Origin of the sequence: Nonlabens tegetincola (assembly GCF_002117085.1) — a bacterium.
Classification (GTDB): Bacteria; Bacteroidota; Bacteroidia; order Flavobacteriales; family Flavobacteriaceae; genus Nonlabens; species Nonlabens tegetincola.
The window spans coordinates 63263-84982 of sequence record NZ_CP019342.1 but is presented as its reverse complement, the minus strand read 5'-3'; the positions used below and the strand labels follow the sequence as shown (position 1 = coordinate 84982).

At 35.6% G+C, this 21720-nt stretch carries 23 protein-coding genes and 1 pseudogene; 19 read left to right on the top strand and 5 right to left on the bottom strand.

The window, feature by feature from the left end; translation table 11 throughout:
* The first annotated feature begins 30 nt into the window (after positions 1-30).
* Positions 31-873, top strand: coding sequence for a bacteriorhodopsin (locus BST91_RS00475; RefSeq protein WP_085775650.1), 843 nt, complete (start codon positions 31-33; stop codon positions 871-873).
* Positions 874-999: 126 nt separating this feature from the next.
* On the opposite strand, the gene BST91_RS00470 is transcribed toward BST91_RS00475, so the two are convergent.
* Positions 1000-3435, bottom strand: a complete 2436-nt coding sequence (locus tag BST91_RS00470; RefSeq protein WP_244895650.1) for a DUF5686 and carboxypeptidase-like regulatory domain-containing protein — start codon at positions 3433-3435, stop codon at positions 1000-1002.
* Positions 3436-3647: 212 nt separating this feature from the next.
* Between BST91_RS00470 and BST91_RS00465 the strand changes: the two genes are divergently transcribed.
* Positions 3648-4499 (top strand): hypothetical protein, encoded by an 852-nt coding sequence (locus tag BST91_RS00465; RefSeq protein WP_085774099.1) that lies wholly within the window; start codon positions 3648-3650, stop codon positions 4497-4499.
* A 47-nt stretch (positions 4500-4546) separates the two neighbouring features.
* On the opposite strand, the gene BST91_RS00460 is transcribed toward BST91_RS00465, so the two are convergent.
* On the bottom strand, positions 4547-5527 hold the full coding sequence (locus tag BST91_RS00460) for a pyruvate dehydrogenase complex E1 component subunit beta (RefSeq protein ID WP_042275931.1): 981 nt from the start codon (positions 5525-5527) through the stop codon (positions 4547-4549).
* Positions 5528-5786: 259 nt separating this feature from the next.
* Here BST91_RS00460 and BST91_RS00455 point away from each other — a divergent pair, with 259 nt between their 5' ends.
* The 15 genes and pseudogenes from BST91_RS00455 to BST91_RS00385 all read left to right on the top strand — a co-directional run bounded on the left by BST91_RS00455 (position 5787) and on the right by BST91_RS00385 (position 18157).
* Positions 5787-6533, top strand: coding sequence for an electron transfer flavoprotein subunit beta/FixA family protein (locus tag BST91_RS00455; protein WP_085774098.1), 747 nt, complete (start codon positions 5787-5789; stop codon positions 6531-6533).
* Between the two features lie 72 nt (positions 6534-6605).
* Positions 6606-7574 (top strand): electron transfer flavoprotein subunit alpha/FixB family protein, encoded by a 969-nt coding sequence (locus BST91_RS00450; protein WP_085774097.1) that lies wholly within the window; start codon positions 6606-6608, stop codon positions 7572-7574.
* Between the two features lie 98 nt (positions 7575-7672).
* The gene (locus tag BST91_RS00445) at positions 7673-8284 is read left to right on the top strand and encodes a bifunctional nuclease family protein (protein ID WP_042275936.1); all 612 of its coding nucleotides are present in this window, start codon (positions 7673-7675) and stop codon (positions 8282-8284) included.
* 12 nt (positions 8285-8296) lie between these two features.
* A pseudogene (locus BST91_RS00440) lies at positions 8297-9724 on the top strand (NupC/NupG family nucleoside CNT transporter).
* Positions 9725-9796: 72 nt separating this feature from the next.
* A complete protein-coding gene (locus BST91_RS00435) occupies positions 9797-10198 on the top strand; it encodes an STAS/SEC14 domain-containing protein (RefSeq protein WP_085774096.1) in 402 nt (133 codons plus the stop codon).
* Positions 10199-10300: 102 nt separating this feature from the next.
* Positions 10301-11125 carry a thymidylate synthase gene (locus tag BST91_RS00430; RefSeq protein ID WP_085774095.1) on the top strand — a complete coding sequence of 275 codons (825 nt, stop codon included), beginning with the start codon at positions 10301-10303 and terminating at the stop codon, positions 11123-11125.
* The gene (locus tag BST91_RS13040; RefSeq protein ID WP_157546861.1) at positions 11076-11708 is read left to right on the top strand and encodes a hypothetical protein; all 633 of its coding nucleotides are present in this window, start codon (positions 11076-11078) and stop codon (positions 11706-11708) included. Before BST91_RS00430 ends, BST91_RS13040 begins: the two co-directional genes overlap by 50 nt.
* An 81-nt stretch (positions 11709-11789) precedes the next feature.
* Entirely contained in the window at positions 11790-12947 is a 1158-nt protein-coding gene (gene egtB, locus BST91_RS00420; RefSeq protein ID WP_085774094.1) for an ergothioneine biosynthesis protein EgtB, read from the top strand.
* Positions 12944-13906: an L-histidine N(alpha)-methyltransferase gene (locus tag BST91_RS00415; RefSeq protein ID WP_085774093.1), complete on the top strand. Its 963-nt coding sequence runs from the start codon at positions 12944-12946 to the stop codon at positions 13904-13906. The genes egtB and BST91_RS00415 overlap by 4 nt, the downstream gene beginning before the upstream one ends.
* A gap of 3 nt (positions 13907-13909) precedes the next feature.
* Positions 13910-14191 (top strand): DUF427 domain-containing protein, encoded by a 282-nt coding sequence (locus tag BST91_RS00410; RefSeq protein WP_211280398.1) that lies wholly within the window; start codon positions 13910-13912, stop codon positions 14189-14191.
* A gap of 213 nt (positions 14192-14404) precedes the next feature.
* Complete coding sequence (gene rplM, locus BST91_RS00405; protein WP_042275954.1) at positions 14405-14860, top strand: 50S ribosomal protein L13; 456 nt, start codon at positions 14405-14407, stop codon at positions 14858-14860.
* A 1-nt stretch (position 14861) separates the two neighbouring features.
* Complete coding sequence (gene rpsI / locus BST91_RS00400) at positions 14862-15248, top strand: 30S ribosomal protein S9 (RefSeq protein ID WP_042275957.1); 387 nt, start codon at positions 14862-14864, stop codon at positions 15246-15248.
* 181 nt (positions 15249-15429) lie between these two features.
* The gene (gene rpsB / locus BST91_RS00395; protein WP_042275960.1) at positions 15430-16191 is read left to right on the top strand and encodes a 30S ribosomal protein S2; all 762 of its coding nucleotides are present in this window, start codon (positions 15430-15432) and stop codon (positions 16189-16191) included.
* A 20-nt stretch (positions 16192-16211) separates the two neighbouring features.
* The gene (gene tsf / locus BST91_RS00390) at positions 16212-17174 is read left to right on the top strand and encodes a translation elongation factor Ts (protein ID WP_085774091.1); all 963 of its coding nucleotides are present in this window, start codon (positions 16212-16214) and stop codon (positions 17172-17174) included.
* 77 nt (positions 17175-17251) lie between these two features.
* Positions 17252-18157, top strand: a complete 906-nt coding sequence (locus tag BST91_RS00385; RefSeq protein ID WP_085774090.1) for a hypothetical protein — start codon at positions 17252-17254, stop codon at positions 18155-18157.
* Here BST91_RS00385 and BST91_RS00380 read toward each other — a convergent pair.
* Together BST91_RS00380 and ruvC are read right to left on the bottom strand one after the other, a co-directional pair.
* Entirely contained in the window at positions 18154-18636 is a 483-nt protein-coding gene (locus tag BST91_RS00380; protein WP_085774089.1) for a rhodanese-like domain-containing protein, read from the bottom strand. The two genes, BST91_RS00385 and BST91_RS00380, sit on opposite strands and share 4 nt — an antisense overlap.
* Positions 18633-19202, bottom strand: a complete 570-nt coding sequence (gene ruvC / locus BST91_RS00375; RefSeq protein ID WP_042275971.1) for a crossover junction endodeoxyribonuclease RuvC — start codon at positions 19200-19202, stop codon at positions 18633-18635. The genes BST91_RS00380 and ruvC overlap by 4 nt, the downstream gene beginning before the upstream one ends.
* Here ruvC and BST91_RS00370 point away from each other — a divergent pair.
* Both BST91_RS00370 and BST91_RS00365 read left to right on the top strand, forming a co-directional pair.
* Positions 19201-20109, top strand: a complete 909-nt coding sequence (locus tag BST91_RS00370; RefSeq protein ID WP_042275974.1) for a lysylphosphatidylglycerol synthase domain-containing protein — start codon at positions 19201-19203, stop codon at positions 20107-20109. The two genes, ruvC and BST91_RS00370, sit on opposite strands and share 2 nt — an antisense overlap.
* Positions 20106-21248: a glycosyltransferase gene (locus tag BST91_RS00365; RefSeq protein ID WP_085774088.1), complete on the top strand. Its 1143-nt coding sequence runs from the start codon at positions 20106-20108 to the stop codon at positions 21246-21248. Before BST91_RS00370 ends, BST91_RS00365 begins: the two co-directional genes overlap by 4 nt.
* Here BST91_RS00365 and BST91_RS00360 read toward each other — a convergent pair.
* Entirely contained in the window at positions 21229-21711 is a 483-nt protein-coding gene (locus BST91_RS00360) for a hypothetical protein (RefSeq protein WP_157546860.1), read from the bottom strand. The two genes, BST91_RS00365 and BST91_RS00360, sit on opposite strands and share 20 nt — an antisense overlap.
* Positions 21712-21720 lie beyond the last annotated feature (9 nt).

Sequence of the window (21720 nt, the reverse complement as noted above, 5' to 3'; positions counted from 1 at the left end):
GATATGTGTGAGTACTTTTATAAAAAAAAGATGATACAAGATTTAGGTAATTCCAACTTTGAAAATTATGTAGGAGCGTCAGAAGGTTTCTCTGAAATGGCCTACCAAATGACCTCACATGTACTTACTTTAGGATATGCGGTAATGTTTGCAGGGCTTCTGTACTTTATCCTCACCATAAAAAACGTTGACAAAAAATATAGAATGTCCAACATACTATCGGCAGTTGTAATGGTTTCTGCGGCATTATTGCTATATGCACAAGCAGGTAACTGGACTTCTAGCTTTTCCTTTGATCCTGAAGCAGGTAAGTATTTTTTAAATCCAGATGGAGACTTGTTTAACAATGGATACAGGTACCTTAATTGGTTAATCGATGTTCCTATGTTACTTTTTCAAATTCTATTTGTGGTTACATTAACTAAATCTAAAGTTAGCTCTGTGAGAAATCAATTTTGGTTTTCAGGAGCGATGATGATTATAACCGGTTACATAGGTCAATATTATGAGGTAACAAATCTTCCTGCCTTTTTCATTTGGGGTGCTATCTCAACGGTATTTTTCTTCCATATATTATGGTTAATGAATAAGGTTATTAAAGAAGGTAAAGAAGGTATTCCAAAAAAAGGCCAAAAAATACTTTCTAATATTTGGATATTATTTTTAATCTCATGGTTTTTATATCCAGGAGCGTATTTAATGCCTCACCTAGCAGGGATAGAAGGTCTCTTATACAACGAGTCTGGTGTAGTAGGTAGACAGATCACTTATACGATTGCAGATGTTTGTTCTAAAGTTATTTATGGTGTTTTACTAGGTAACTTAGCTTTAGTCTTAAGTAATAATAAAAAAATGATTGAGACAGCTCAATAGTAGTTGGTTGTTTGTTGATTGAAAAAGCCGATACTTTAAAATAAGCATCGGCTTTTTAGTATTAATTACTAGGTATGGGTTAGTAGGATGCCACGCTTTCGCGAAAGCGCACACCTATATTTACTATTAAAAACTAAAACCAAAACTACCGGTAATTGCCATCGACCTAGCATCGAGTAAAAAGTTATAACTACCTCTAAAACTAACATCAATGCGCAATATTTTAAAGATATTACCTATACCTGCGCTATATTCCCAGTAAACATCCTCTGGAGCGCGGTACGTTAAACCACTGCGATTTATAGCCCTGTTTTCATCACTGATAGTTCCATAGACTGCCTTTATACCTACCAGCTCTCTAAGCTGTAAATCTCTTAATCCTGGTATACGAGAAAACAAACGACCATTGAAATTATGATCTAAATGTATAGTGGCGTATTGATCTGTAACGAACTCGTAGAAATCCATCGTATTGAATGTCCCTTGTATATTAAAATAAGTTTGATTTCCTGGAACTACATTAAGTAAGGATAATGGAACGGTTCCAAAAGTTTTACCAGCTTCAACCCGAGCGGTCAATCGTCCAAAAGCACCTATTTGAAATGGGTGAGAGTAATAAAAAGAAAACTTATCATAATTAAAGTCACTATTCAAAAGATCTTTAATCCCTTTGGTATAATTCATATACAGAATGGGATATGCGCCCTCATTTATTAATGTTCTATCAACTCCATAATTAGACATTTTTCTACCAGGCGTGTAAGTGGTGGTTAATGTTATTGCAGATTGTTTTACTTCACCTGATACCTCACCAGTGTCAGGATCCAAATAATCCAAACTGAAAACTCCTGGATTGGCAGTTTCTATGGTCCTATAGCTACCGTTTAATCTAACCTCAAAATTATAAACCGGTTCAAAACTTACACCTACGGTACTTAAGTTAATGTTGGATAATCTGTTATTGTTACCTGCACTTATCAGTGCGCTTGAGGCTAGACTGCGACCTAGTACGTCGTTTGTATTTGTTAAACTCGCTCCTAGTTGTTCTACATCTCTTCTATTTCCTGCGTACACAGTAAGCCTGCTACGCTTGTCTAATAACGCTTTTCCAGAAATCCCATATTTAAACTTGTCGTCTCTAAATCCATAGGCGGTATATCCTTCAATACGCCACGGGTCATTGGAAGTAAAAAAGGTCCTTCCACCAGCTCTTAGTCTTAACCCTTCAACATCGTTAAATCCAAAGATTGAAAATATAGGCCCAATATCATAACCATCCATTTCATAATAACCAGATGCGAGTATGGTCCCTAAATTGTACAGTCGCTTAAATTTCTTATTCTTTTTAAGCGTGTCCAGCATTACATAAATTTGTTTCTCGTCTTTATTGAGTTTTTCCAATCTATTTTGATCCCAATACGCCTCGTCACGGTTATAAACTTCTGGATCAAAATCATTGACCCTACGCTTGTAAAAGTCTGCTGGTTTTTCAATATCAAATTGATAATTATCATAAAGGGTAGTGCGCTTACCGTAAATACCCTTGGATTTTTCTTTTTTATTGAGTGCAAAATCACTCATGAAATAATCTCTGGTGATTAAGAATAAACTGTCATTGAGAACGTCAAATTCTTGCTCTATATAAATCTCTTTTACCCAATTAATATTAGCACTTTTAGTGGCTTGCATATTTATTTCTTTGATAGCATAGGATTCTGCAGCCACCCAAAAGTCACCTTTAAAAGTAAGTTCATTTTTACGTCGAGGATAGTAGATAATATTATAAGATTCGACACCATCAACTAAAGCGGTATCTCTCAAGACATAATTATAAGTATCAATACCAGCTTTACCTACTGGACTAGCAAAGCTCTTATCAAAGAATTTTAAATATCTATCGTAGACATCTATATCATTGTACAGATCTTTTACAAATGCGATTATAGTTTGATTGTTTGAAAAACCTGAGTTTTTATTAGCCTTGACATCTTCCTTTTTTTTATTTAATTGATTATCTCCGTATACCTTAGCCAGTGACTCATTAATAAAAATAGGCAAGTAAGTTTTACCTGTAACCCTACTTGTATCTGCATAATCAAAAATAAACTCCATCCCTCTAAAAAGCTTAGAATTAATCATAGCACTATCGATAGTGTTCATGTCAAATTCTAATTTCTCGTATTTATCATATTGATACTGCTTAAATTGAGCTAGACCATTCTTTCGTCTATTCTCCCATACTTTTCTCAAAATATCTATGGCAGGATTGTTTTTTTTTGAAGTTTTACCAGTGTATACAACCACTTCATCTAACGAAGCTGTTTCAGTTTCCAAAGTGATAGTTAAATCTAGGGAAACTTTAGCATTAAGTTTTATAACTTGGGTCTTATAACCGATAAAGGATACTTCTATACTGTCAAATGAATTATCAGATTGTAGGTAAAATCTTCCGTTGTCATTAGTGATGGTACCTTCACTGGAATTTGGAAACACCACATTTGCAAATGCAACTGTTTCTCCAAGATCATCATAAACTACTCCACCTACTTTAGTTTGAGCCATGGAATAATAAGAACATATAAAAATGGAAAACAGTAATAAATGGAGACTTCTCAATAAACAGGTAGGTAATTTTTCCATGACAAGTGGGATAGGTGTCAAATTATATAATAGAAGAAACGAATATAAGTAAGTGAAGTTATAAGTCTATTACTTTTTAATCACGAAGTGTTAACCTTTTAATTTAAAAACCCATAAACGAGAAACCAATTCTCATGAAAAACTTACTTATTTCATTGTTTTTAATTATTAATACCGTATGCCTAAGTCAGGTTGGTATAAACACCACAAGTCCTAATGCAAATCTTGAAATTGCAGCAGGAACAACTGCTGAATACAACGGTATTTTACTACCGAAAAATGATGAATTTCCAACTACCGTAACTTCAAACCAAGATGGTATGATGATATACATAACAGGTAACGGATCTGTTACAAAAGGTTATTGGTATTATGATCATGGTAGTGGCTGGAGAAAGCTAATTCAAGGAGAAAATGAAGGTATCTTAAAAACATATTTAAATCCCAAATTCCCAGATGGAATGAACGAACTACAACCAATTACTGTAAACTTGAGCTTAGGCAGCTATACAGTTCCTACTGGAAAAAATTTATATATTACCTCTGTTTATCGCGGGAATGCCGCCCTTACTTTACAAGCATTTGATTTTTCACAATCCTTATCTTATACGTTAATAAGCAACACTCGAGCTACCTACGGATTTCCGACATTTAATAATCCTATTATCATAGGACAACAAGATTACGCGTTAGGTAATTGTGTAATCAATGGTTTTTTAGTAGATGCCACTATAGTACCTATCTATGCAAATACGTCGTATACTGTTCCTGCAAACAAGGTATTCGTTTATCTAACTTCCAATCAAACCAACACTAACCCTATAAATGAAATTGAAATTGACGGATCCTTTGTTACCAATACAGGAACAAATAATAGTAATTCTGGCAATGCAGAAGCTTCCACCATGCCTCTATTTGTTGATGAAGGTCAAATAATCAGGTTAAGAAATGGAGGAATTATGAATGGTTACTTAATAGACAAATAAAAACCCAGCCAGAAAGCTGGGTTATAAACTCTTTATGTTATAGAAATCTATTTTCTATACATCACTTTTTTGACACCTTCTATCACATCCTGGTGATTAGGTAACCATTCCTTTAAAAGTACTGGCGAATAGGGTGCAGGAGTGTCCTGAGTATTAATTTTATAAATAGGAGCATCTAAGTAATCAAATGCTTCAGCTTGAACCATGTGCGAGATCTCAGTAGATACATTTCCAAATGGCCATGCTTCCTCAAGAATAACCAATCTATTCGTTTTCTTTACTGATTCAAGAATCGCTTCTTTATCATATGGTCTCACTGTTCTTAGGTCTATGATTTCACAAGAAATACCATCCTTCTCAAGCTCTTCTGCTGCTGTATATGCTTCTTTAATAATTTTTCCGAATGAAACTATCGTAACATCGTTTCCTTCTCTTTTTATATCAGCAACACCTAGTGGTAATACATATTCATCCTCTGGCACCTCACCTTTATCACCATACATTTGCTCAGATTCCATGAAAATTACTGGATCATCATCTCGAATTGCAGCCTTCAATAAACCTTTGGCGTCATAAGGATTTGACGGTACAACTACTTTAAGCCCTGGACAGTTTGCAAACCAGCTTTCAAAAGCTTGTGAGTGAGTCGCAGCAAGTTGTCCGGCACTAGCTGTAGGTCCACGAAAAACGATTGGACATTTAATTTGTCCACCTGACATCTGACGGATTTTTGCAGCATTGTTGATAATTTGATCAATACCTACCAGAGAGAAATTGAACGTCATAAACTCAATAATAGGACGATTACCCGTCATGGTAGACCCTACTCCTACTCCTGCAAAACCTAACTCAGAAATTGGTGTATCAATAACACGTTTAGGACCAAACTCATCCAACATTCCTTTTGATGCCTTGTAAGCACCATTGTATTCTGCCACTTCTTCACCCATTAAATAGATAGACTCATCACGTCTCATCTCTTCACTCATGGCCTCACAAACGGCCTCACGGAATTGTATTGTTTTCATAGAACTGTTTTAACAATAAGGACAACAAAAATAAAGCACTACTATCAATAAAAATGCTAAAAAGCGTTATAAAATATTTGATATTTTCGATCCTTACAGACTACAACGTTTGAGAATAGCGTATATTTGAAGCACTACTACCTTCAATTCAAGTTAAAATTCCATTTTTTTATAAAAATTTATTATGCACGCATAGTTTTTTTGCTGATTTTATCGTAATTTCGCAAACGTTTGAAAAAGACGATAAAAGCATATAAATATGAAGATTTTAGTTTGTATAAGTCATGTTCCAGACACGACTTCAAAAATTAATTTTACCGATAACGATTCAAAATTTGACACTAACGGTGTACAATTTGTAATTAATCCCAACGATGAGTTCGGTCTTACTCGTGCCATGTGGTTTAAAGAAAAACAAGGCGCAAGTGTTGAGGTTGTAACAGTAGGTGGTGCCGAGGTAGAACCTACCTTAAGAAAAGCACTTGCCATAGGTGCCGATACTGCAATTAGAGTAGATGCTCCTGCAACCGATGGTTATTCTGTAGCTCAAGAGCTTGCGGCAGTAGTTAAAGAAGGTGGTTATGATCTAGTTATAGGAGGACGTGAATCGATCGACTATAACGGTGGTATGGTTCCTGGAATGGTTGCTGCAATGACAGGTGCTAGTTTTGTAAATACTTGTATCTCTTTAGAAATCGATGGGAATAACGCTACTGCAATACGTGAAATCGATGGTGGTAAAGAAACGGTAACCACTACACTTCCTTTAGTTATAGGTGGTCAGAAAGGATTAGTAGAAGAAAGCGACTTACGTATTCCTAACATGAGAGGAATTATGATGGCTCGTAAAAAGCCTTTAAATGTAAAGCCAGCTGCTCAAGATTCAGAAGAAACAAAAACTGTTTCATTTGAAAAACCAGCTCCTAAAGGTGATGTAAAGTTAGTAGATGCAGACAATCTAGACCAGCTTATCGACCTTTTACACAACGAGGCAAAAGCTATTTAAATAAAACATTAATGTGGTAGAGTTTACGCTTTCGCGAAAGCGTAATTACCACAAACTTTAAACACAACACATATGTCAGTTTTAGTATATACAGAATCAGAAAACGGTGCATTCAAGAAAAATGCATACGAAGTGGCTAGCTATGCAAAAGGTATTGCAGACATGCTAGGTACGGATGTTGCTGCAGTTGCATTTCATGCAAACGGCGCTGGTGATCTAGGAACTTATGGAGTGAATAGATTACACAATGCAACAAACAGCTCTCTAGAAAAATTTAATGCAGGCGCTTATGCCAAGGCTATTGCACAAGCTGCTAAAGCAGAAAATGCTCAAGTAGTAGTTATAAGCTCTAGTGCAAATTCAAAATACCTAGGATCTCTATTAAGCGTAGCTCTTGAAGCGGGATACGTTACTAATGTAGTAGGATTACCATCTAGTAGCTCTCCATTTACAGTAAAGCGTAGTGTTTTTACAAACAAAGCATTTGCCAATACAGAAATCACTACCGATGTTAAACTGGTAGGACTTTCTCAAAATGCTTATGGTCTTAAAGAGAATGCAGTTGAGTGTACAGTAAACGAACTTGCTACTCAAATTGAAGAATCAGATCTTAAGGTGCACGTGCAGTCTGTAGATAAAGCTACAGATAAAGTAAGTATCGCAGATGCAGAAATCGTAGTAAGTGCAGGTCGTGGTCTTAAAGGTCCAGAAAATTGGGGAATGATTGAAGAACTTGCAGAAGTTCTAGGAGCCGCTACGGCTTGTTCAAAACCTGTATCTGATATGGGATGGAGACCTCATGGTGAACACGTAGGACAAACTGGTAAGCCAGTTGCTACAAACCTATACATCGCAATTGGAATTTCTGGTGCGATACAACACCTAGCTGGTATTAACGCTTCAAAAACTAAAGTTGTTATTAATACAGACCCAGAAGCACCTTTCTTTAAAGCTGCTGATTATGGTGTTGTAGGTGATGCTTTTGAAGTTGTACCTGCTCTAATTGAGAAATTAAAGGCTTTTAAAGCAGCAAATTCATAATTTCTAGATTATTTCTTAAGAAAATCTTAGATTTAAGGCTGTGCAAAAGGAGAAAAACCTCATTTTTGCACAGCTTTTTTAATTCATGAAATAAATTTATGAGTCTAAAACGACTTAGCATACGAGGAATATCTTACAGCCAAACACAAAATGGCGCTTATGCACTCGTATTAAAGGAAGTAGATGGCACTAGACAATTACCTATTGTCATAGGAGCTTTTGAAGCACAAAGTATTGCCATAGCACTGGAAAAGGAATTAAGTCCACCCAGACCACTTACTCATGATTTATTTAAAAACTTTGCCGAACGTTATAGCATTGTTGTAAAACAAGTAATTATACACAAGCTAGTCGATGGTGTTTTTTACAGTAGTTTAATCTGCGAAAGAGATAAGATAGAAGAAATAATTGACGCAAGAACTAGTGATGCCATAGCACTTGCAGTACGTTTTAAAGCTCCTGTTTTTACTTATGAAAACATATTAGATGAAGCAGGGATTCAACAAAACATTACACCAGACAAAGAATTATCTCAAGATCCTGTAGACAGTGATGAGGTTGTTGAAGAATTGATGAGCTCTACAACAGATACAAAAGAAGATTATAGCAATTACAGCTTAAAAGAACTTAATAAAATGCTAGGCGATGCTGTTTCAAGAGAAGACTACGAATTGGCAGCACAAATAAGAGACGAGATCTCAAAACGATAATCCAATCACCACATGACAGCTCTAACAGCAAAACTTAAATACGTTTTACCTATTTTATTGTTTTTGACACCCGTTTTTGGACTTGCTCAAACGGAAAGTACCACCGCAGCATTTGAATCCACTAAGGCTTTTGGGATAACATTTGAAAGTCTCTATCGCGGACTTATAGGTATGATTTTTATAATTGGAATCTGCTTTTTATTAAGTTCCAATCGCAAACAAATAGATTGGAAACTAGTAGGGATAGGTCTCGCCTTGCAAATATTATTTGCCATTGCAGTACTTAACTTTGAAACAGTAGCTATCATATTTGATGCAATATCTACCGGTGTAGTAAAATTTCTTAACGTTAGTGAGGCTGGTGCTGAGTTTGTTTTTGGGAGTTTTGTTGACGATAAACAATCATGGGGTTACATCTTTGCATTTAAAGTTCTACCTACCATAGTATTCTTTTCAGCTTTTACATCACTCATGTACTACCTAGGTATTTAACAAAAAGTGGTATTTGTATTTGCATGGGTAATGAGTAAAACAATGAGACTAAGTGGAGCAGAATCACTTGCTGCCGCAGCAAATATTTTTATTGGACAAACCGAAGCTCCTCTTGTCGTTAAACCGTACTTAGAAAAAATGACTAAGTCAGAAATACTGTGTTTAATGGTAGGTGGTATGGCAACCATTGCCGGTGGTGTACTTGCAGCTTTCATAGGATTTTTGGGACAAGGAGATCCAGAACAAGAAGTGTTTTTTACAAAACAATTACTCACAGCATCTATCATGAGTGCCCCAGCAGCAATTGTAATAGCCAAAATGTTATTTCCTGAAACTAATCCTGAAAAAATTGATCGATCATTAAAAGTATCTAAAGATAAAATAGGTACTAATATACTAGATGCTATTTCTCGAGGTACTACCGATGGTTTAAAGTTAGCTGTTAATGTAGGTGCTATGTTATTAGTATTTACAGCACTTATCGCCGTTGTAAACTGGACATTAGGCGATTTAATAGGTGAATGGACAGGACTTAATGTGGTAATTAACGATTACACTAACGGTCAATACGAGAATTTATCAATGCAGTATATATTAGGGAACATTTTTGCCCCAGTAGCATGGATAATTGGAGTTCATAGTGACGATATTGTATTGATAGGACAACTACTTGGTGAAAAAACAATACTTAATGAGTTCATTGCATATGGTTCATTGAAAGATCTCAAAGAAGCCGGTAAAATCGCACACCCTAAATCAATCATTATCGCTACCTATGCCTTATGTGGATTTGCAAATTTTGCTTCGATTGGAATTCAAATAGGTGGAATAGGCGTACTTGCTCCTAGTCAAAGAGCAACTTTAGCTAAATTCGGAATCAAAGCATTGATAGGCGGAACTTGCGCAGCACTACTTACTGCAACCATAGCCGGAATGCTTTACGGTTAATTAACACTAATTTTAGCTACACCTTAACATTTCCTTAATAATTTGTATAAATTTGCAGACGAGTTTAAAACAATGACGTCTACAAATTATTTCAAAAAATATGAATACCCTAATGCCGAGTTGCTCTGCTACGACAACTACGTCATTGGCAAAGTTCATGAAGGCGCTACCGTAGATACTGAGCTAGCGATGCGCATGCTTACGGATGTTAATGAGTCTTATAAGGATAAAAAAGTAATTTTCATCTCAAACCGAAAATTCGGCTATTCCGTTGACCCAAAAGTGTACAAACTAGTTAATCCGAAAAAATTAATAGGTATTGCAATTGTAGGTCACACCAAAGAGCAAAAAATTCAGGCTACAATTGAACAAACTCTATATTCAGGATCCTTTGGTTTTTTTGATTCTTTAGATAAAGCAATTGCATGGGCTCACAGTTTTTTCCCAGAGTTAAGAAATTCCTCTGCTGGTTAAAACCACAATTAATTAGTTGTCTTTATATTTGATTGTTGGTATTTCGCTTTCGCGAAAGCGAAATATAACTAGTAGTAATTTTACACAATAACATTTTCATATATGAAGCAATATCACGACTTACTGCAATTAATTTTAGACCAAGGTATAGACAAAGGAGATCGCACCGGAACTGGAACTCGCAGTATTTTTGGACATCAGCTTCGATTTAATCTTCAAGAAGGCTTCCCGTTAGTAACAACCAAAAAAGTACATCTTAAATCAATAATTTACGAACTGCTGTGGTTACTTTCTGGAGACACAAATATTGCCTTTCTCAAGGAAAACAATGTACGTATTTGGAATGAATGGGCCGATGAGAATGGTGACCTAGGTCCGGTTTATGGTCATCAATGGCGCAACTGGAATAGTGAAGGCATTGATCAAATAAAGGATGTTATCCATACTTTAAAAACAAATCCCAACAGTCGCCGTATGATGGTAAGCGCCTGGAATCCTAGCGTTATGCCAGACACTAGCGTAAGCTTTTCAGAAAATGTAGCCAATGGAAAAGCTGCATTACCACCATGCCATGCTTTTTTTCAATTTTATGTAGCCGATAATAAGTTGAGCTGTCAACTTTATCAACGCAGCGCCGATGTTTTCTTAGGTGTTCCCTTTAATATAGCTAGTTACGCCTTACTTACTATGATGGTTGCGCAAGTGTGTGGATTTGAATACGGTGATTTTGTTCACACATTTGGTGATGTTCATATATACCACAACCTAATGGATCAAGTTAAATTACAACTTACTAGAGAACCTAGAAAATTACCTGTCATGAAGTTAAATCCAGAAATTACTGATATTTTTGACTTCAAATACGAAGACTTTACTCTTGAAAATTACGATCCTCACCCAGCCATTAAAGGTGTCGTTTCTGTATAGCCTATTCTTTTTAGGATTATGCCAACTTATAAGTGCTCAGGGCACATTAACCGATCCCTTTGAAAACTACAGAAGTATTGACAATACACAATACAAACATTCTAAGACTTTATATGTATTTGATCTTAAAATAAAGCCGCACAAGGACTCGACGCTGGCTATTCTAGAATGGCGGTCACATCCTAATTTGTATAAATACATGATAGAGATGTATGACCAACCAGGCGGAGAATTAATCTATAGACAAATTCACAGGTCCAAAGAAAATTACATGCCAGCTTCGGGACATTTTGTAGTTTATCCAATAACTGGAAAATTATCTGGAACACCCTTAAGCATCAATTTAAACGAAGCCAAGGAACGAGAATTTGAACCCAAGAACACCTCTAGATATCTCCAAATAAAAAAACGTGAAGCCGAACAAAGGGAAATAGATAAAAGAAGAGAAGCCAAAGAGGCTCAACTGGAACTAGAGCGTAATTCAAGATTAACACCTCAATCTTTTTTAATGGTGCTATACATTCTGATTATAGCAATCTTTGTTACCGTGGTAGTCCTGATTTTTAAAAATTCAGGAAAATAATGTACTAGCCTACTTCATAAGGTATTCATAAAAAAAGCACCTTGAGTATCTTAATTCAAAAAAGGTTATAAATTTGAGTCGATGTCCGAACTCAAAGAACTATTTCTATCTACTAGACAACAAACCGAGAACATATGTAGGCCTTTAAAAACTGAAGACTATGTGGTTCAACCTATTGTTGACGTATCGCCACCTAAATGGCATCTAGGACATACTACTTGGTTTTTTGAAGAATTTGTATTGTCTAAATTTTATAAGGGATACAAAAGGTTTCATGATCACTACGCTTACGTATTTAATAGTTATTACGAAAGCGTAGGGAAAAGAGTAGTTCGTACGGATAGAGGAAACCTATCTAGACCATGTGTTGAAGATATTTATAAATACCGTTCCTATGTGACTAATCATATGAATGAGTTTTTAAATCAAACCTTAACTAAGGAGCACACAGAGATCATAGAGATAGGAATTCATCATGAAAAACAACATCAGGAATTATTACTTACCGATATCAAATACATATTAGGTAATAACCCTTTACTTCCTGTTTATGATATTGATGCTATAGATGCCCTTGTAGAGCCTCAAAACCAGGAATGGATTGAAGTCCCAGAAGGTATTTATAAGATAGGCCATTCCAATGAAGGTTTTTCCTACGACAATGAAAAACCACAACATAAAGTTTATGTTGAGCCCTATTCAATTTCTAACAAATTAGTTACGAATGGCGAATGGCTCGAATTTATAAATGACAATGGGTATAATCAAGTCTTACTTTGGCACACCGAAGGCTGGGATTGGGTTCAAAAAAACAACATTTGTGCACCACAGTATTGGTTCAATGAAAACAACCAGTGGAAACATTACACGCTTAATGGTGTTCAAAACATTGATCCTAAAGCTATAGTAACGCACATAAGTTACTTTGAAGCATTTGCATTTGCTCAATGGTGCAAAAAAAGAGTACCTACAGAATTTGAATGGGAAATTGCAGCACCTAACTTCAATTTTGGCAAAAGATGGGAGTGGACTGAAAGCGCCTATCTTCCCTATCCCAATTATCAAAAACCACCAGGAGCAATTGGTGAGTACAACGGTAAATTCATGGTGAATCAAAAAGTGCTACGCGGTTATTCTATCGCTACACCTGATCATCATGCCCGTTTAACTTACCGTAATTTTTTTCACGCACCACTTAGATGGCAATTTACTGGCCTTAGACTGGCCCAATCGATATGACAAAACAAGAACGTTTTCAAAAAGAATTTCAAGAACACGTAAAAGAAGGATTAACAGCTTACCCCAAATACTTAAGCTCGAGATACATTTATGATGAAAAAGGAGATGTACTTTTTCAAAAAATCATGGCCCTACCGGAGTATTATTTAACTCAGGCCGAATACAATATAATAGACCAGCATAAAGATGCTCTTGCACAAATCGCTATAGATGAGAAGGGAATAGACCTTATTGAATTAGGAGCTGGTGACGGTAAAAAGACTAAGGTTTTACTTAAGCACCTAAATGACCGTAAGGCAAATTTCACTTACATACCTATTGATATATCGCAACACTCCATAGACGAACTCACCAGCAGTATTAAAGATTTATGGCCAGATATGGATGTGCAAGGAGAGCAAGGAAGGTATTTTAGCGTATTAGACAAACTCGCTTCCTACAATAACAGACCAAAGTTAATCATCGTTTTAGGTTCTAATATTGGAAATCTGGAACATCCAGAAGCTATTAAATTTCTAGAGCAAATCCAGAACAGTATGAGTGATAAGGACTATCTATTCATGGGGTTTGACCAAAAGAAAGATCCTCTTACCATTCAAAATGCGTACTCAGATGAAACAGGAGTCACCCAAGAATTCAACAGGAACCTACTACATAGAATCAACAAGGAAATGGATGCCAATTTCCCTGTAGACACTTTTGAACACTGGGAATCCTATGATCCAGAAACAGGGACTGCTAAAAGTTTCTTATTAGCCACACAACCTTGTACGGTTAAGATAAACACTATAGAATTAGATATCAATTTTGATAAATGGGAAACTATTCACACAGAGATATCACAAAAATACGATGATCGTACGGTAGAGTGGCTAGCGCAGCAGGCAGGTCTAAAGATTAAAGAAATTTATGAAGATAACGACCAATTGTTCAAAAACTATTTATTTATAAAAAATTAAATCATGAAAGCTATTTGGAACAACACTGTTATTGCTGAGAGTGATAAAACTCTAGTTATAGAAAACAATCATTACTTTCCTCCTAATTCAATTAAAAAGGAATTTTTTAAAGAAAGTAACACACAAACAAATTGCCCTTGGAAAGGTGTTGCAAGTTATTACAGCATTGACGTGGATGGAAAACAAAATAACGATGCTGCCTGGTATTACCCTGAAACAAAACACGCTGCTAAAGATATAGAAGGCTACGTGGCATTTTGGAAAGGCGTAGAAGTTGTCGAGTAATAGTGTTTACAACGCTTTCGCGAAAGCGTAATCACCAAAAATTACTAGAGTAACCTTCAAAAAAATAATTTAGCTCAAAGGCAAAGTGCAATAAAAGATAAGAATTAGTAAAAATATTTTAAAGAGCTGCTTGTCAATCTAAATATAAATATTACTTTTGCACTCCGATTTTAGTTAGAAAAAATCGTAATAGAGAATTAAAACAGTTTCATAGTGAATACTTTAAGTTACAAAACGATATCAGCAAACAGTGCTACAGTCAATAAAGAATGGGTACTTATAGATGCGGCAGACCAGCCATTAGGACGTATGTCGTCAATTGCTGCAAAGTTTTTAAGAGGAAAATACAAGACAGACTTTACTCCTCACGTAGATTGCGGTGATAACGTGATTATCATAAACGCAGACAAAGTAAAGTTAAGCGGTAACAAATGGAGCCAGAAGACTTACATTAGACACACTGGATATCCAGGTGGACAGCGCTCTTTAACTGCACAGGAACTTTATGATAAAGATCCAAGTCGTGTAGTAGAGAAGGCGATAAAAGGTATGTTACCTAAAAATAAATTAGGTAGTGCGATTTTCCGCAACCTTAAAGTATATTCTGGTGCAGAGCACGGTCATGAAGCTCAGCAACCTAAAACTATTAATCTTAACGAGGTAAAGTAATATGGATACGTTACACAAAATAGGTAGAAGAAAAACAGCTGTTGCGAGAGTTTACCTTAATGAAGGTTCTGGTAACATCACTGTTAACAACAAAGAATTAAATGCATACTTTACCACTGCACCTTTACAGTACAAGGTAAAGCAACCATTTTCTCTTACAGAGAACGTTGACAAATACGATGTAAACGTAAATGTAAATGGTGGTGGAATCACTGGACAAGCAGAAGCTGTTCGTCTAGCTATTTCAAGAGCACTTGTAGAAATAGATGCAGAAAATAGAACTGCGCTTAAACCTGAAGGACTTCTTACTCGTGACCCAAGAATGGTAGAACGTAAGAAATTCGGTCAGAAGAAAGCAAGAAAGAAATTCCAGTTCTCTAAACGTTAATCAACAAATACTCATCCCACTTGTTTTTCAAGTGGGATTTGTTCTTTTTTTATTTTCAATAATTTGCTGTCAAGCCTGGTTGCCACCAGAGCGTAGTTTAGCATCTAAATGAAATAGGCGATTGATTCATTTTCAAGACCACTAGTTCATTGCTATCTGACAGAACGTAAACTAAATTAATATGGCAAATCAAGTTGAAGTCAAGTCGTTACTTGACGCTGGTGTACACTTTGGACACCTTACCCGTAAGTGGGACCCAAACATGGCTCCGTACATCTACATGGAGCGTAATGGTATCCACATCATTAACCTTTACAAAACAGCTGCAAAGCTAGATGAAGCATGTGAAGCATTGCGTAAGATCGCTGCATCTGGTCGTAAAGTTCTTTTTGTTGCTACTAAAAAGCAAGCTAAAGATATCGTTGCAAAGCATGCTGGTGAAGCAAACATGCCTTACATCACAGAAAGATGGCCAGGTGGAATGCTTACTAACTTTGTAACTATTAGAAAAGCCGTTAAGAAAATGGCTCTTGTAGACCGCATGAAAAAAGATGGTCGCTATGAGACATTATCTAAAAAAGAGCGTTTACAAGTAGACCGTATGCGTGATAAGCTAGAAAAGAACTTAGGTTCTATTGTAGACATGACTCGTATGCCTGCTGCTTTATTTATTGTTGACACAGTACGTGAACACATCGCAGTAAAAGAAGCTCTTAAATTAGGAATTCCAATTTTTGCAATGGTTGATACTAATGCAAATCCACGTAATATCGATTACGTTATTCCTGCAAACGATGATGCATCAAAATCTGTAGATATAGTTGTTAAAGCTGCTGCCGATGCTATCAAAGCTGGTTTAGAAGATCGCAAAAAGGAGAAGAACGCAGAGCAACCATCTCCAAAAGCTGCTAAAAAAGAAGCTTCAAACGAAGAAGAAGAATAAACATTTAAAAACACACAATCATGTCTAAAATTAGTGCTGCAGACGTAGGTAAGTTAAGAAAAGCTACCGGAGCTGGAATGATGGACTGTAAAAAGGCCCTTGTTGAAGCCGAAGGTGACTTTGATAAAGCAATTGAAATCCTTAGAAAAAAAGGTCAAAAAGTAGCTGCAAAGCGTGCAGACCGTGATTCTTCTGAAGGACTTGTTGTTGCTAAAGTTAATGATGATAACAATAGAGCTGTTCTTATTTCTTTAAACTGTGAAACTGACTTTGTTGCAAAGAACGATTCATACAAAGAACTAGCTAATCAATTCGTTGATATCGCTTTAAATTACAACTCTAAAGACGAGTTTCTTAAAGCAGATTTTGATGGAATGAGTGTTGAAGAAAAGCTTATCGAACAAACTGGTGTAATCGGTGAAAAAATCGAAATAGGCAGCTTTGAAGTTTTTGAAGCTCCATTTATCGGTTCTTATGTTCATGGTGGGAAAATTGGTGCTGTAACTGGTCTTTCTACAAATAGCGATAACAAAGAAGAAGTTGCTAAAAACGTATCAATGCAGGTAGCTTCAATGGGTGCTACTACTTTATCTTACAAGGATTTTGATCCTGAGTTTGTAAAGGCAGAAACTGAAGCTCGTATTGCTGCTATAGAAAAAGATAATATTGAATTAGGTCGTTTAGGTAAGCCACAAAAAAATGTTCCAGAATTTATTTCTAGAGCACAACTTACTGACGATGCTATCGCTGCTGCTAAGAAACGTTTTGAAGACGAACTTGCTGCAGAAGGCAAGCCTGAGGCTATTTGGGATAGAATTATTCCTGGAAAGATCGATCGTTACATTTCAGACAATTCAACTCTTGACAAGGAGCAAGCTCTTCTAGACCAAGATTTTATCATGGATGACAAAAAGACTGTTGCTCAGTACGTGGAATCTAAAGGTGCTGAAGTAGTAGGATTTAAAAGAGTTTCTCTTTCTTAATTAAAGAGATCTTTATACAATCAAAACCGCTTAGTAATCTAAGCGGTTTTTTTGTGCTTTACAATTATCTTTATATCATGAAGAAATTATTCCTAATTATTACTCTCACACTGATTTGTAATTGCTCAAAAGTACATACTTCCAGCTCTTACTCTCATGAGAATGGCACAAGGTATATATTTACTACTATAGGAATTTTACCTTCATCCATCAATGAAAGTTCAGGTATAATAGCTCATAACAAACAACTGTATACCCATAACGATTCGGGTGATACACCGTCACTTTTTAAAATTGACACTACTGGTCGGATTCTCAATAAAACCACCTACCAAAACATAAACAATTATGATTGGGAAGACATTTCTAACTCTGAAAACCACGTATATATTGCAGATATAGGTAACAATGCTGGTAACAGAAAAGACCTTACCATTTATCAGATAAACATATCTGATATAGAAAATAGCGAAGCTGTTTCTGATAATCTACATATTGAATATATAGATCAAAACGATTTTAGCATAAGAAATCAACAGCATCCTTTTGATGCAGAAGCAATCGTATATGTTCAAGACAAATTGCTCTTGTTTTCCAAAGATTGGAAAAACTTTACTACAAATGTTTACAACGTACCGCTTGAGGTTACCTCGTCATCATTAAAAGCAACTCATACTTTAGCTATCAATGGTCTTATTACGGGTGCTACTACCAACAATCAAGGCACAATTACCCTTTGCGGTTATAATTCAAATTTAGAGGCGTTTGTTACATTCATTAAAATAGATCAAAAAGGCTATACGATTTTGGATAGATACAACCTACCTTTAGAAGGAGCACAAGTTGAAGCTATAACCTATTACGACTCTAATGAGAAATACGACATTTACTATCTTACAAGTGAAGCGGTAAGTATCAAACTAGGAGATGAAGAAGCAAATAGTCCTGGTGAATTATATAAGTTAAAGGTAAAAATAGACTAATACACCTTATCCCCATTCTTAATATAATCCGACCATTTCTTGCTGTATGTATGAACTTTATGGGTAGTGTTCCCATTTAAATCCACAACTTTATAACCAGTATCAAACCACGTAAACAAGCCTCCTTGCAAATTATAGACGGTCTTAAACCCTTGTTCTAGGAGTTTTTCACCGTAATTCTCTGACCTTACCCCTATTGAACAATAAACTACCACCTTTTGAGATTTATCTAAATTCTCAATTCGTGAAGATTTAAAAAATTGACCTACCCAAATCGCATTCGGTAAGTGACTCACTTCAAATTCCGCACGTGTTCTCGTATCTAAAAGGATATAATCGCTCAAATTGTTGGATAATGTGTCAACTGTAATATAGGGCACAGTGTCATCATTGTATTTCTTTAATGCATCCTGAATTTGATCATTCTGAGCTAATGCAATTGTAGAAATTAAGAAAAATAAAGCTGTTAGGTATCTCATTTCTTGATGCGTTTTTCATTTTGCTTCACAAAAGAAGCCCAACCAGAATAACTCTTGCTTACTTGGGGTTTTCCACTATTATAGAAATGACAAACGGCTGCTGCCAGCCCATCAGTACTGTCTAAATTTTTAGGAAGTTCCTTTAATCCCAGAAGACTTTGCAACATGCGAGCCACTTGTTCTTTACTAGCCTGACCTCTTCCTGTAATAGCCTGTTTAATACGTAATGGAGCATATTCTACAACAGGAATATCTCTAGATAAACCTGCAGCCATAGCTACGCCTTGAGCTCTACCTAGTTTGAGCATTGATTGAACGTTTTTACCGAAGAATGGTGCTTCTAGCGCTATTTCATCTGGATTGAAGGTATCAATAAGTTCGATCGTGCGCTCAAATATTTTTCTTAGCTTGATATAAGGATCCTTTATTTTCCGCATATCAAGCTCGTTCATTTGAACAAAACTCATCTTGTTTCCCACCACCTTTATCACTCCAAAACCCATTATAGCAGTTCCTGGGTCAATCCCTAATATTATCTTCTCGGTTTTGTCGTAATTTGCGATCATGATCTCCTTATCCTACAAAACTAAACAATTACTAAGCATCCTTTTAAAAACGGCTGTCTTTTTAATAAGTATTGTATGGATCTACTTTACATGGAAGGACCGCTCCATGAATTTTAAATGGTTTATAGACTCCATAAGTCTGGAAATGATAAGTTGGATTATTCTTATGATTGCAATAAGCTTAATTAGTTGGCTTATCGAGAGTCGCAAGTGGCAATACCTTGTAAAAGAGTTTTATGAATTACGCTTTCGCGAAAGCGTACTACAAAACTTAACCAGTCAAGCAGCAAGTTTTATCACTCCTTTTAGGTTGGGAGAGTTTGCACTCAAATCACTTTTTTTTTCCAAAGCACATAGAAAAAACGTGGTTAGCAAAGTGTTTTGGGCCAATTTTAGTCAAATGGTTGTCACCTCTACGTTTGGAATTGCATCAATAATTACCCTATCAAGCATAAATGACAAGCAAGATATTTATTTCATTTTACTCGTCTTAAGCATACTCATAATAGGATTATTCTCTGTAAGATTTATAGATAAAAAATTGCAAATTAGCACCATTCCTCAAACACAGCTGGTAATCACTATAGGCTATTCCTTGTTAAGATATTTAGTTTTTGCAAGTAATTGGATAATAGTATTATGGGCGCTTAATTATGATTTTGAACTCATTGATGTAATGTTAAAAATAGGCCTTTACTACCTACTAGTCTCTGTTGTTCCCGTTTTACAATTATTAGATCTTCCTGTAAGGTATACGGTTGCGAGTATCGTTTTTGAATCTACATTACAACAAGAAGAGGTAATATTAATCGCTAGTACTATAGTTTGGTTTACTAATACGGCTATACCTACTTTACTCGGTTGTGCCTTATTACCTTTTAAATCATTTAAACTAGCACAAGCATGATCGTTCTAATCTTGGTCGTAGTTTTAGGATACTTTTTTATAATAACAAGTCTTTCTCTCGAGGCACACTCCTATCGGCCAGAAAGGTATTTCAATCACAAAAAATTAAAGTTAAATCCACCTACTGGCTTTAGTGTGCTAATTTGTTACCGTAACGAAGCTGGAAACCTATTGAAGCTCCTTAACGCCTTAGTTGATTTAAATAAAGATCGTCTAGACGTAGAATTTATTTTTATTAATGATGAATCCACAGACCATAGTGAATCTATTATCAATAAATTCTCTTCCCGATTAAATATGATTAATTTAAATCGCGTAAAACAATCAGCAAGCGGTAAAAAGGACTGTATTGAACAAGGAATAGCAAAAAGTAAATTCTCACATATAGTAACGATTGATGCAGACTGTACTCCTCATAAAAATTGGTTACAATCTTACAAACAGTTCTACGACAGTTATCCTGAGGCTCATTTTGTAAGTGGCCCAGTTGAAATCAGATCTAAAAATACGCTGAATGAACAGTTGCAAAGACTAGAAATGAAAGCCCTTCAATTAACAGGAATAGGTGCGTATGGATGGAAAAAACCTTTCCTTGCAAATGGAGCTAATATGAGCTTTACCAAGGAAGTTTTTTATCAAGTAAATGGATATGCTGGAAATAACCATATTTCTAGTGGCGATGATATATTCCTACTAGAGAAATGTTGTGAAGTTGATAGTGCAAGATGTTATTTTATTAAAGATAAAGATGCCTTAGTCTTCACAGAACCAGTACAGACCCTTCACAACACTATTAATCAACGTGCAAGATGGGCACAAAAAGGAACTCATACCAGCAGTATACTGAATAAACTTGTTGCTGTACAAGTATTGTTCATGAGTGTGTTGTTTATATTAGCCCCATTTCTCTTATGGATGCAATTAATCTCAATAGAGCTTTTCCTAACGATATATTTTCTGAAACTAATAGCTGATTACATCTCAAACTTTATCTACGATCATCATTTTAAAGGTCACAAAGAATGGAAGTGGCTACTACCGGTGTACTTTACCTATCCGTTTTTGGTTTTATTAATAACCTATAAGAGTTTATTTAAAATTACATGGCGAGGACGATCTCTTAATACTCACCCTCAATAGGTTCAAACACTACTGGCACAATAAAACTTGATGAAACTGGAATATCTTTTTTTAAGGCGCTATTGATACGAGGTAATTCGGTTAATGCTTCTGATAGAAATAAGGTGATTTGATCACTATTTACATGATGAGCATGTGTAACTAGACTATCATATTTGATGTTACCTTCTTTCGTTACCGTTATAGAAATTGATATACTATCCTGTTTAATAAGCTCGATCTTGTTTGTTGACGACGCAAGCTTTTTATAAATAAGGGAATGCAGTTCACGAGAAAAACATTCTTTATTATCTAACATTTCATCACAATTAGGAAATAAAGGATATTGATCAAGTTTTGATAGATCTACTTTTTCAAACTGTTGTTGTGCGATTTTTGAAGCACGTTGTTGCCTTTCTTGCTCATTCATACAAGAACTCGAAAGAACTATCAATAACACAAGTAAGGACAACCTGTAAATCATAGTGCTAAT